This is a genomic window from Streptomyces rhizoryzae, from assembly GCF_023155275.1.
Classification (GTDB): domain Bacteria; phylum Actinomycetota; class Actinomycetes; order Streptomycetales; family Streptomycetaceae; genus Streptomyces; species Streptomyces rhizoryzae.
This window is the reverse complement of record NZ_JALMUV010000083.1, coordinates 1-11,897: the sequence shown is the minus strand read 5'-3', so window position 1 is coordinate 11,897 and position 11,897 is coordinate 1. Positions and strand designations below refer to the sequence as shown.

8 protein-coding genes, 1 pseudogene and 1 CRISPR repeat array are annotated in these 11,897 nt (G+C 68.8%); of the genes and pseudogenes, 8 read left to right on the top strand and 1 reads right to left on the bottom strand.

All coding sequences use genetic code 11. The features are described 5' to 3' along the window. Positions 1 to 85: 85 nt before the first annotated feature. A CRISPR array of direct repeats spans positions 86 to 846; the repeat unit is 28 nt; unit sequence GAACTACCCCCGCCGGTGCGGGGACGAC. A 137-nt stretch (positions 847 to 983) separates the two neighbouring features. The 8 genes from cas3 to cas2e all read left to right on the top strand — a co-directional run bounded on the left by cas3 (position 984) and on the right by cas2e (position 11,226). Continuing rightward, positions 984 to 3,908 (top strand): CRISPR-associated helicase Cas3', encoded by a 2,925-nt coding sequence (gene cas3, locus MUU72_RS34255; RefSeq protein WP_248017365.1) that lies wholly within the window; start codon positions 984 to 986, stop codon positions 3,906 to 3,908. Between the two features lie 318 nt (positions 3,909 to 4,226). After that, complete coding sequence (gene casA, locus MUU72_RS34250; protein ID WP_248017364.1) at positions 4,227 to 5,909, top strand: type I-E CRISPR-associated protein Cse1/CasA; 1,683 nt, start codon at positions 4,227 to 4,229, stop codon at positions 5,907 to 5,909. After that, positions 5,906 to 7,048, top strand: a complete 1,143-nt coding sequence (gene casB, locus MUU72_RS34245; protein ID WP_248017363.1) for a type I-E CRISPR-associated protein Cse2/CasB — start codon at positions 5,906 to 5,908, stop codon at positions 7,046 to 7,048. The genes casA and casB overlap by 4 nt, the downstream gene beginning before the upstream one ends. A gap of 106 nt (positions 7,049 to 7,154) precedes the next feature. Further along, positions 7,155 to 8,318, top strand: a complete 1,164-nt coding sequence (gene cas7e, locus MUU72_RS34240; protein ID WP_248017362.1) for a type I-E CRISPR-associated protein Cas7/Cse4/CasC — start codon at positions 7,155 to 7,157, stop codon at positions 8,316 to 8,318. Further along, positions 8,315 to 9,106 (top strand): type I-E CRISPR-associated protein Cas5/CasD, encoded by a 792-nt coding sequence (gene cas5e, locus MUU72_RS34235; protein ID WP_248017361.1) that lies wholly within the window; start codon positions 8,315 to 8,317, stop codon positions 9,104 to 9,106. Before cas7e ends, cas5e begins: the two co-directional genes overlap by 4 nt. A 5-nt stretch (positions 9,107 to 9,111) precedes the next feature. Next, positions 9,112 to 9,909: a type I-E CRISPR-associated protein Cas6/Cse3/CasE gene (cas6e, locus tag MUU72_RS34230; protein WP_248017360.1), complete on the top strand. Its 798-nt coding sequence runs from the start codon at positions 9,112 to 9,114 to the stop codon at positions 9,907 to 9,909. After that, positions 9,902 to 10,888 (top strand): type I-E CRISPR-associated endonuclease Cas1e, encoded by a 987-nt coding sequence (cas1e, locus tag MUU72_RS34225; protein WP_248017359.1) that lies wholly within the window; start codon positions 9,902 to 9,904, stop codon positions 10,886 to 10,888. Before cas6e ends, cas1e begins: the two co-directional genes overlap by 8 nt. After that, entirely contained in the window at positions 10,885 to 11,226 is a 342-nt protein-coding gene (gene cas2e / locus MUU72_RS34220; RefSeq protein ID WP_248017358.1) for a type I-E CRISPR-associated endoribonuclease Cas2e, read from the top strand. The genes cas1e and cas2e overlap by 4 nt, the downstream gene beginning before the upstream one ends. A 188-nt stretch (positions 11,227 to 11,414) precedes the next feature. Here cas2e and MUU72_RS34215 read toward each other — a convergent pair. Then, positions 11,415 to 11,846: pseudogene (locus tag MUU72_RS34215) on the bottom strand (ATP-binding protein); the annotation flags it as partial. Positions 11,847 to 11,897 lie beyond the last annotated feature (51 nt).

The window sequence follows — 11,897 nt, the reverse complement described above, 5'->3', positions numbered from 1 at the left end:
CCACATCAACGATCCGGACGCAGAGCAGTCACATGATCGGCCGGACAAGTCCTAGGACGCCGAAGTCACAATGCTTTCCGGATTGGAACTACCCCCGCCGGTGCGGGGACGACGTGTAGTTCAGGTACAGGTTCATGTCGGTCTGGGAACTACCCCCGCCGGTGCGGGGACGACGACATCACGACCGACGTTCTCCGGTGGATCTGGGAACTACCCCCGCCGGTGCGGGGACGACGCAGAGTCGGTCAGGGCGCGCAGGCTGACCGAGGAACTACCCCCGCCGGTGCGGGGACGACCTCGGCGGCGGTGTCGCCAGCGGCGGCCTTCAGGAACTACCCCCGCCGGTGCGGGGACGACTCGTGCCCCTGATCGGCATCGTGCTCCCACTGAGAACTACCCCCGCCGGTGCGGGGACGACGACGCTGACCGTGACCGTTTTGCCGTGGGTGGAGAACTACCCCCGCCGGTGCGGGGACGACCTCGATGACGCGGGTCGAGGTCTCGCCGTCTTCGAACTACTCCCGCCGGTGCGGGGACGACGCTGAAGCAGCATGACGTGCTGGACCCAGGAGGCGAACTACCCCCGCCGGTGCGGGGACGACGAGCCCGAGGCCGGCCACGTTGAGGCGACCTGGGAACTACCCCCGCCGGTGCGGGGACGACAGCGCCTCGTACCAGTCGGTGATCTCGTCAGCCGAACTACCCCCGCCGGTGCGGGGACGACTGTCCATTCGACCACCGTACAGTCGAGACTGAAGAACTACCCCCGCCGGTGCGGGGACGACTTCCTGCCCCGCCGACTCCGCCGGCCCCGTCACGAACTACCCCCGCCGGTGCGGGGACGACACTTCTTGACCTGCGCGGATGCTAGCGGTGGGGCCGGTTTTCCTTTGGCAGGATCGGCGGTCGGGTCATGCAGTCCAGGGCCAATGTCAGTGGGCGGGTCTATGGTGCGGATCCACTGTACGGAGAGGGCTGCGCTGATGGAGCATACGGGATCGATTGTCGACCTGATGCGGGGGATGGGACTGCCGCAGGAGACCATTGCCAGGGTGTCGCGGTTATGGGGGAAGTCCGCGGCGCGGAACGGGGGACGGACCCACCTGTTACTCGGGCACTTGCTGGACACCGCTGCCGTGGCGGAGGTGATGTGGGACCGGTACCTGTCGGCCGCGTTACGGCACCGGTTGGAGGAGATCAGTGGCGGACGCGGGCGTCTGTGGTTCATGTGGATCTGTGGGATTCACGACTGCGGAAAGGCGTGCCCTGCCTTTCAGGCGATGGACGATGCGGATGCCGCCCCGGTCAGGGCAGCGGGTCTGGTGTGGGGGAGGTTGCCGTCGGACCGTCGGCAGCGGTGGCGGCATGACGTGGCCGGCGCCGCGTTGCTGCGGCCGAGATTGGTCGCGGAGTGGGGGAGTTCGGAGAGCGCGGCGTGGGTGTGGCCGTTGGTGGCCGGCCATCACGGGACGTTCCCGTCCGTCCAGGGGCTGAAGCCGAAGCATCGGGAGGTCCAGGGGAGGGGAGCTGCGTGGGAGGCGGTGCAGAGGGCGGTCGTTGACGTGTTCACCCGGGCCATCGGTTTTGCGGGTCTGGCCGATGCGCGACCGGTGGGCGCTTTGAACCGGGCGGAGCAACTGGGACTGTCTGGACTGATCGTCATGGCGGACTGGATCGCCAGTGACAGCGAGCAGTTCGACGGGATGGCGGATGCGCGGACGGTGTCTCTTGCCTCGGCGCGCCAGCGGGCCGAGGCGGCGTGGCAGCGGCTCGGTCTGCGAGGCGGGTGGGACGAACTCGCGATTCCCGAAGATCGGCTTACTCCTCTGGCCGGGCGGCTGGGAGTGCCCCCGAGGGCGTCACAGCAGGAGCTCGTCGAGCGGGCGTGGTCGATGCCGGTGCCGGGGCTGATGGTGGCCGAGGCTCCGATGGGGGAGGGCAAGACGAAGGCCGCTCTGGCGGCGGCCGAGGTGCTAGCAGCCCGGTTCGGGCTGGACGGTGTCTTCGTGGCCATGCCGACGCAGGCGACCAGCGACCCGATGTACGAACAGGTGCTGGAGTGGGTGCGGACGTTCGACCCTGAGCTGGAAGCGCAGGTCGCGCTGCTGCACGGCAAGCGCCGTTTCAACCCGACGTGGCGGGAGATCTGGGAAAGCAAGCGGATAGACCCGGTTGGACAAAGCGCCCGGGGCGAAGAGCCGGCGGCCTTGGACCCGTTCGACGTCTACGGGGCGACCGAGGAGGACGCCGAGTACGGCATGTCCGCCTGGACATCAGACGCAAGCGGCAGACCGCAGGAAGAGCGTGACGGACCGGCCCGGTGGTTCCTGGGTAACAAGCGGGGCCTCCTGACGGCGTTTGCTGTCGGCACCGTGGATCACCTCCTGTACGCGGCGACCCGCACGCGGCACGTGATGCTGCGCTTTGCCGGACTGGTCGGCAAGGTCGTGGTGGTGGACGAGGTGCACGCCGCGGACGTCTATATGCGCCAGTTCCTCTTGGAGGCGCTGCGCTGGCTCGGGCAGGCCAAGGTCCCGGTGGTCCTGCTCTCGGCGACGCTTCCGCCGGCCCAGCGGCAGGCATGCGTCGATGCGTATCTGTCGGGTGCTCTGAGCGCGGCGGATGTGGTCTGTTCAGTGCCAGAGCCGGCTGGCTATCCGTGTGTCACCGCGGCCTATGCCCTCAATGGGGCTTCGGCGGTGGTGAGTTCGCGTGAAGCGGTGCCGTCCTGGCGCGCGTCGACATCGACGCGGATCGACTGGTTGCCCGATGCCGACCCAGACGGGGGGCTGCTCGCCTCGACGGTGAGGAAAGAGGCAGCCGACGGCGGGGTGGTGCTGGTGGTGGTGAACCAGGTCGACCGAGCCCAGGCTGTTCACCGTGCCTTGACGGAGGCCGGTTTCGACGGGCAGGTGCGGCTGCTGCACGGTCGGCTGTGCTCGGCCCACCGGGCGGAGCGAACCGAGGAGTGCCTGCGGCTGCTGGGGCCAGGGGCGAATGAGGAGCGGCCTGAGCGGATGGTGGTGATCGCCACACAGCTTGCCGAGCAGTCGTTCGATGTGGATGCGGATCTACTCATCACGGATCTTGCTCCCGCCGACCTGCTCCTGCAGCGCATCGGCCGGCTCCATCGGCACAGTGGCACCCGGAGACCGTCTGCGTTCGCTGAACCGCGTGTTCTGGTGTCGGGTGTGGCGGTCGGGGAGAGAGGGCGCCCGCGCTTCCTGCCCGCGTCGAAGGGGATCTATGGGGAGTGGGCGCTGCTGAGGGCGGCCACCCTGGTCGCTGAAGCCGCGGGGCCGCTGAGCGGAGGAACGCGGCAGACAGACGGGTGGAGCATCCCGGCCGATGTGCCGGGTCTGGTTGCCAGGGCCTACGGGGAGGCGGAGGTCTGCCCACCGGACTGGGACGAGGCCGTAGCGCGCGAGGTGTGGCGCGCAAAGGAGCAGCAGCGGGAGAAGGACGCGGAGGGGTTCCTGTTGACCCGCCCCCGGGAGTGGGGGGCGCCAACGTTGGAGGGACTCCATTACGGGGGCATTCAGGCGGCATCCGAAGAGGACCTCGACGCCGTGGTGCGGGACGGGAAGCGGTCGGTGGAGGCGGTGATCGTCCGGCGCTCGGCCAGCGGATACCGGGCGATCGACGGGACCTGGATCGGCGTGCACGGTGAGGTGGACGACGAAACGGTGGTCGGCCGGCTCTTGGGCGGCACCGTGCGGCTGCCTTCCCGGCTGACGGAGGCCGCGGAGGCGGAGGAGACGGGACTTGTTCCTTTGCCTGGGTGGACTGGTCACCCCTGGCTCAGGTACGCGCCGGCGCTCGTGCTGGAGGAAGACGGGACAGCTGTGCTGGGCAAGGACAGGGTCTCGTACGACGACGTTCTGGGGTTGGTCGTCGAAGGAGGCTGAACGGTGCCTGGAGCCGCGCCCGGAGCCCTCTCACCCCGCGCTGCGGGGACGACGTGAAGCACTAAGCGGGAACACCCCCGAACTCGGGGAGGGGCGGCTCCGTGCGCCGTCGGGCAGGGTACAGGCTCGCAGCTCGTGTCGTCTGCCGGGCGTGCAAGTCGTCCGGATGCATCGGATTCGGTTGTAAGCAATAAGCGTTGTGTGCAAGCCTCGTTGCGATCGGGCGACACGCCAAATCGCTTTGCGGGAAGGCGAGTTGCCGTGCCTTCCTGCGCGTTTGGGGAGACGCGCACACGATTCATGGAGGGGGGAACCACGGTGGACACCGAGGGAGATCTCGTTCACGGCAGTTGGCTCACCACAGTCGACGCCGACGGTGCAGTCCGCACGGCCGGCTTATTCGCCGCGCTGAGGAGCGCTCACACGGTCCGGAGACTGGAGCTGCCGGTGCCGACGATGCTGCCTGCATTGCTGCGACAGATGCTCCTGCCGGTGGTGCTTGACGCCATCGGCGTGCCGCGCACGCGGCAGGAGTGGGCGGAGCGGTTCAACCGCGGCCGATTCTCGGACGTCGAGGTGGCGCAGCTGACCGCCTACCTCGGGGCCCGCTACGGCGACCGTTTCCGGCTCTTCGACGACAAGCGCCCATTTGCGCAGGTCGCCCGCCTGGAAGCGCTCAGCGGAGAGACCAAGTCGGCCGCGCAACTCGTGCCGTCGATCGCCTCCGGCAACAACGTGCCGCTGTTCAGTGCGGTGACCGAGGGCGATGAGCTGCTGTTGACGCCTGAGCAGGCGCTGCTGTGGCTGCTCCACGCGCACTGCTGGGACACCGCTTCCATCAAGACCGGAGCCGTCGGCGATCCGCAGGCGAAGAACGGCAAGACGACCGGAAACCCGACGGGCCCGCTCGGCCAGCTCGGGGTGACCGTCCTGGTGGGCCGGAACCTGTTCGAGACGCTGATGCTGAACACGCCGGTCCTGCCTGCCGGCCTGGACCCGGCGGACCGGCCCCAGTGGGCCTGGGACGAGCGCCCGGCATCGCTGGGCTGGAAGTCGCCAGCCAGTCCAGAGTGGTCGCCACGCCCGGCTGGCGGAGTGTTGGACCTGCTCACCTTCCAGGCCCGCCGCATCCGACTGATCCCGTGTGAGACGGAGCAGGAGCCGCGGGTGCATCGAGCAATCGTCTCCGCCGGCGACCGCCTCGCCCAGACTCCGGAATGGGACCCGCACACAGCCTGGTCCCACACCGCCAAACCGAAGGCGGGCCAGCCCCGACGGCGCCCCCGCCGCCATGCCTCCGGGCGTTCGGCCTGGCAGGGACTGGGCACGCTGCTTGCGCTGGCCGTGCCGGTTGAAGGTGACGGACCGTACACGTCCGTCCTGCTGCGCCAGGCTGGTGATCTGCGCGCCGAAGACGTCCTGCCCGCCAACTATCCGCTCGGCGTGGAGATCTGCGGTCTCGAATACGGCACCCAGTCCGCCGTTGTCGAAAACGCCGTCGGTGACAGCCTGCCGCTCCCGGTGGCCTCCCTGCTCGCCGAGGACGACTGGCTGCGCGCCGCCATCTTGGAATGCGTCAGCCAGGCGGACCAGGCCGGCCGTGCGCTGGACCACCTCAACAACGATCTGCGACGGGCTTGTGGCGGCGATCCGCTGCCGCGGGACAAGGGCCAGCGCCCCTCCTCCCAGTTCCTGCACACTCTCGATGCAACGATGCGCCGGCTGCTCGGCGGGCTGCGCACCGTCGGTGAGGACGACGACCTGCTGGAGCGGGCCCAGGTGGCCTGGGAGCTGTCCGTACGGGCGGCGGCCGTCGGGGAGGCCGAAGCGCTCCTTGCCGCTGCGCCGCCGCGTGCGGTGGTGGGACGCGTTGAGAAGCACAACGGCAAGGAGGTCGTGTACCGGAGCGGCAAGGCTGCCGGCATCTTCTATAAAAAGCTCGCCGAGATCCTGCCCCGGCTCCCCGGAAGCGGCTCGGACAACGGGGAGGCGGCGGCATGAGCACCGCAACCGGCAGGACCCGCAGCGGCCTGCGCGCCTACTTCTGGGACGAGGCCGCAGCCGACTGGCAAGCCTGCGCCCAGGAAGGCCGCCCCAGGTTCTCCGAGCACGTCACACGGAAGCTGCGCGGCTTGTGCGACGGCATCAACGGCGAGGCGGGCACCGTTACCGCCATGCGGGACACCCACCGGGTGCGGCTGACAGACGCAGCCCGGGACTCGGACCGCCTGCCCGACCTCTACATCGCTGAGCACGCCGTCCTCACCCTCTTCGGCCGGCATCAGCAAGCAGCCGCCGAACCCGCTCATCGGCCGAGGGGTGGCCTGGGCACGGCCTGCCGGGAACTGCGCCGTGCCGAAGCATTTTCGGCAAGTGCTGTGGAACGGCGGCTCATTGCGGCGGCCACGGCACAGGACCTGCCTGAGCTTGTCCAGCACCTGTACCGGCTCGTCCCGCTGCTGGGGCAGGCGGGCATCGGTCTCGACTACACCCGGTTGCTGTACGACCTTGCTGCCTGGGAGAGCCCGGGCCGGGACCGGGTCCTGCGTTCCTGGGGGTTGCAGTACACCGAACCGTCCGCTGCCGGTGACGACGTGCATGCCGTCCCGTACTGGACCCGCTTCGCGCCCGACCGGGTGGAGAACGGCGCACAGCTCGCCGCCCTGAGGTCCGGCGCAGGCCGTGAGGCTGGCACTGTCCCCGCGATGTGGCCGTACTACCGCACCCGCATGTCCTGCGACCTGCGTGAGCGGGGCGCCCTCACCCGGGACCTGATCGCCGAGCACGCCGCACTCACCCTCTTCGGGCGCCACCAGCAGGGCCGCAGACGGACGATGCACATCCCCGGCAACACCCCAGGCACCGCCGCGCGCCTGTTGCTGGCGAAGACCGGCAGCGGAGGGGAAGCGCTGGAACGCCGGTTCGGGGCCCTCCTTACCTCGATCGACGCCAGCGAGCTCGCGATGCACTTGCGGGGCTTGGTCACCCTGTTCTCTCGCGCCGAAATCGGACTCGACTACGACCTTTTGCGTACCGCCCTGCGGACCTGGGACGACCCCAAGCGGCCGCATGCCCAGGGCCGTTTCCGTGACCGCTGGGACCGCGACTTCCGCGTCGAGCCCACCTTCAAGAACTCCTGACATCGGCGCTGGACAGCCGTTTCCTTGTCCGGCGCTGCATCACCCTGCCTTATCAGCTACGTGTGTCGCCGCTGGGCGACGCCTCATGTCACCGAGGAGCGCGTTCGTGACTCAGCCCACCCTGTTCGTCGAGGTCCACATCCTGCAGAGTCTGCCCCCATCCAACGCCAACCGGGACGATTCGGGTACTCCGAAGCAGGCGCTCTACGGCGGTGCCCGCCGTGCCCGGGTCTCCTCCCAGGCGTGGAAGCGGGCCACCCGCACCGAGTTCGCCAAGGCCGTCGAGCCGGCCGACCGCGCGACCCGGACCAAGCGGATCGCCGCGCTGCTCTCCGAGCGGCTCACCCTGCCGGTCACTGAGGGGGGCGCGGGACTTGAAGCCGACCAGGCCGACCGTCTGACCGCTGCCTTGCTGGAGCCTCTCGGGATCGCCAAGTCGTCCAAGAAGGAGGAGCAATCCGCCTACCTCCTGTTCTTCGGCAAGCGTCAGCTCGACGAGATCGTCAAGCTGCTGAACGGCCGTGCCGCAGAACTGGCCGCCTTGTCCGACGCGGATCTCAAGGCAGAGGTCGGCAAGCTCCCGGTGGTCGCCACCCTCTCGACTGGTCACCCGGCGGAGGTCGCGCTCTTCGGCCGCATGGTCGCCGACCTGCCCGCCCTCAATGTGGACGCCGCTGTCCAGGTTGCGCATGCCTTGTCCACCCATGCCGTGCGCACGGAGTTCGACTACTACACCGCGGTGGACGACGAGAACACCGAGGACCACGGCGCGGGCATGATCGGTACCGTCGAGTTCAACTCCTCCACCCTCTACCGCTACGCTGTCCTCGGCGTACACCAGCTGCGTGACAACCTCAGCTCGACAGAGCACACGCGCGACACGGCCATCCGGTTCGTCGACGCCTTCACCCGCTCCATGCCCACCGGTCACCAGAACTCCTTCGCCCACCGCACCTTGCCCCACCTGGTGCTCCTCACCCTCCGGACGGACCAGCCGGTGAACCTGGTCTCCGCGTACGAGGAGCCGGTCGTGGGCGTCACCGGCCTGTCGACCGAGTCCGCGGTGCGCCTGGCCGACGAGCTGAAGTCCATCGGCTCCACCTGGGGCGCCGAACCGGTCAGCACCCTGGCCGCCTACAACGTCGAGGCCGACAAGCTCACAGAGGTGTTCGGCCCGTCCCTCACCTTCCCGACACTGCTCGACTCCCTCGATGAGCTGGTCGGGCAATGGCTCGCCGACGGCGAAATCACCAAGGCCGACGCGCGATGACCGACCACGCCATCCTCATCCTCAGGCTGGCCGCGCCCCTGCAGTCCTGGGGCGGCCCCTCCCGCTACAACTGGCGCGAGACCCGGCCCCAGCCCACCAAGTCCGGCGTCCTTGGCCTCCTTGCGGCCGCCGAGGGCCGCGCCCGCGAAGCCTCGATCACCGACCTCCTCGACCTTCGGTTCGGCGTACGCGTCGACCAGCCAGGCTCACTGCTGCGCGACTACCACACCTTCAGCGACTACCGTGGCGTGCCGTTGCCCTCCGCCAAAGTGAACGCCAAGGGCGTACAGACGAAGACCAGCCCGGCCAAGTACACCGGCGTCACTCAGCGCTTCTACCTCCAGGACGCCGTCTTCGTCGCCGCCCTGCGCGGCCCGGCACCCCTCCTGGAACGCCTGGAGCACGCGGTACGCCACCCCGCCTACCCGCTCTCCCTCGGTCGCCGCTCCTGCCCACCCACCGGACCGGTCAGCCTCGGACTGCACGCCGACGCCGAACTCCCGGATGCGCTGACGGCCGTACCGTGGCAGGCATCCGCCCACCACCGCAGCCAAGTCCAGGCGACGGGAGTGACGCTGGAGGCCACAGTCGAGGACCTCGCCGGCGACCAGCTCGCCGTCGACGTCCCCGACACCTACGACCTCAAGACCGGCACCCTCTTCGGTCGACGGACCGTCCGGCACCTGTGGGTCACCCTCTCCACCGGTCGGCAAGCAGCACAACCCGCTAAGGGGGAATCTGCTCCGGCCAACCCCGGCCACGACCCGTTTGCCCTCCTGGGCTGGTGACCCCGATGCCCTACCTTTCCAAAATTGCCCTGAACCCCCGCCGCCGCAAAGCGGTCTCCCTGCTCTCCAGCCCCCACCGCCTGCACGCGGCGATCCTCGCCGGTCTCGCCGTGCAGCCCGTCACTGAACGCGTCCTGTGGCGGATGGAGAACAACACACCTCATCGCGCCGAGATCCTCGTCCTCACCGAAAGTCGCCCCTCCTGGCACCACCTCGTGGACGAAGCCGGCTGGCCCGGAGCAGACGGCGGCGAACCACTCATTGCCGACTACAAGCCACTCCTCGAACGCGTCGCACTCGGCCGGGAGTTCGGCTTTCGCCTGACCGCCAACCCCGTCCAGAGCGTGCCCCGCCCCACAAAGCCGAGCGAGCAGCAGGACGCCCGCCTCAAAGCCCATGCAGAACGACCTCATGCCGCCGGCCGCCGCCCTCGCGGCTTCCGCGTTGCCCACCGAACCGCAGCTCAGCAACTCGACTGGATCCTCGCCCGAGCCGAACGCCACGGCTTCACCATCCCCGAGGCTACTTCCGACGCGCCAGTACCAGGACTCAAGGCAGACGGCTCACTCGCTGCAGGACCCGCCGTGTCGATCGTCAGCCGCGACATCCTGCGCTTCAACAAGCACCGCGACGGGCCGCGGATCACCCTCTCCACAGCCACCTTCGAAGGACGGCTGAGGGTCACCGACCCCGACGCACTGCGCACGGCGCTGCTGGGGGGCATCGGGCCAGCCAAGGGATACGGGCAGGGACTGCTCACCCTGGCCCCGGTCAGAACACACGCGGCGGTGACCAGTGCGTGAACCTTGGTGGCGGGCCGGTCCGCAGGAAGTGCACAGGCTGGAGGACCGCGTCTCCAGCCTGTACGTCGAGCGCTGCCACATCGACCGCGACGACAACGCCGTCGTCCTGGTCAACAAAGCGAGAGTGGTACACGTTCCAGCCGCCTGGCTCGCCGTCCTCCTCATCGGCCCCGGAAGCCGCATCACTCACGGAGCCGTCACCCTGCTCGCCGACTCCGGCACCTCCCTGTGCTGGGTCGGCGAGCACGGCGTCCGCCTCTACGCCTCAGGCCACGGCATCGCGCGCGGCTCCCAACTCCAACTGCGGCAGGCATGGCTCGTCACCCGCCCCAAGGAACGCGTCGCGGTCGCCCGCCGCATGTACGACATGCGCTTTCCCGACGAAGACACCTCCGGCCTTACCCTCCAACAACTACGAGGGCGGGAGGGCACACGCGTCCGCCGGCTGTACGCCCGGCACTCCGAACGCACCAAAGTGCCCTGGACCAAGCGGGAATACAAACCCGGAGACGCCTTCGCAGAAGGCGACGACGTCAACCGACTGCTGTCCGCGGCGAACTCCGCCTTGTACGGGATTTGCCACGCCGTCATCACGGGCATAGGTGCCAGCCCAGCCCTCGGCTTCGTCCACACAGGCTCCGCAGTGTCCTTCGTCCTGGACGTCGCCGACCTCTACAAGGCCGAGTTCACCATCCCGCTGGCCTTCGACCTCGCAGCCAAGGGACTCACCTCGGAGCGCGACGCCCGCACAGCTCTCCGCGATGCCGTGGTCCAGGGCAAGCTACTGTCCCGCATAGTCGCGGATATCAAGCACCTTTTGATCCCGGAAGGTGCCACCCTACTGGAGGAAGACCTGGGAGGACTGTGGGACGACGGAGATGGCGTTGTCAGCGGCGGCCGCAACTGGGATTCGGCCCCCTTCGGCCCTGACAGCCACCTTGACGTCATCCCGGAGCCGGGCGGGAGTACAGCCCGATGAGCGGCGCGACCACGGTCGTGGTTCTCACCGCCGCCCCACCCGGTCTCCGGGGCCACCTGACGCGCTGGTTCGTCGAAGTCGCCCCAGGCGTCTTCGTCGGTAGCCCCAACGCACGCGTTCGCGACGGGCTGTGGAAAGTCTTAGCCCAGCGCATCCGTGAAGGCCAGGCGGTCATGATCGAACCTGCCCGGACCGAACAGGGATGGGCCGTCCGCACAGCCGGCCAGGACCGTTGGACGCCCACCGACTTCGACGGCCTCACTCTTATGTCCCGGCCGAGGGGGAAGGCTGGGCAGACGTGGAAGGTCGTCGCGAATCAAGCAGGCGAAATGGCATGATTGCGCGCCAACAGTGCAGGTCGAGAAGTGTCGTCCCCGCGCCTGCGGGGGTAGCTCGTGGGCACGGCTGGTCCTTGTTCCTGTGCAGGTGCTCACTGCGAACGCCGCAGCGCACGGACGGCGGTTGGTGGGAAGAGGGGTACGGTTGGCGGCATCACTCAACCCCTGTGGCCCGTAGGTAAGTTGCACTAGGCCGCCATACGGGCGTCGGTGTCGAACAGCTCGCGCTCGGCCGGGTGCAGGATGTGCTGGGTGATGAAGCTCCGGCCGGCGACTTTCCACAGACCCCTGCCTTTGGTCAGGGCGGATACGGCTTCGGTCTCGACGCCGGTGAGGCCGAGCAGGGAGACCGCAGCGGCGAGCTGGTCGGGTTCCTGGCGGTAGATGATGCGGGTGGAGCAGTCGGCCAGGAGTCCCTCGGCCAGTACCCGGGCGCGCGAGCCGGCGTCGCCGGCGCTGAGCAGGTCGCTGAGGCGGTGGATGACGATCAGGTTCGCGATGCCGAGGCCGCGGGAGAGCTTCCACTGGGACTGCATACGTTCGAGCAGGCCGACATGGCGCATCACCCGCCACGCCTCGTCGTAGATCACCCAGCGCCGGCCGCCGTCCGGATCGGCTAGGACTTGTCCGGCCGATCATGTTCGTAGCCAGATGGTGATGGCAGCCGCCGT

Excerpts from the sequence above, each read along its gene's own strand:
- cas3 (WP_248017365.1), top strand. The coding sequence starts at position 984 with ATGGAGCATACGGGATCGATTGTCGACCTGATGCGGGGGATGGGACTG.
- casB (WP_248017363.1), top strand. The coding sequence starts at position 5,906 with ATGAGCACCGCAACCGGCAGGACCCGCAGCGGCCTGCGCGCCTACTTC.
- cas5e (WP_248017361.1), top strand. The coding sequence starts at position 8,315 with ATGACCGACCACGCCATCCTCATCCTCAGGCTGGCCGCGCCCCTGCAG.
- cas6e (WP_248017360.1), top strand. The coding sequence starts at position 9,112 with ATGCCCTACCTTTCCAAAATTGCCCTGAACCCCCGCCGCCGCAAAGCG.
- cas2e (WP_248017358.1), top strand. The coding sequence starts at position 10,885 with ATGAGCGGCGCGACCACGGTCGTGGTTCTCACCGCCGCCCCACCCGGT.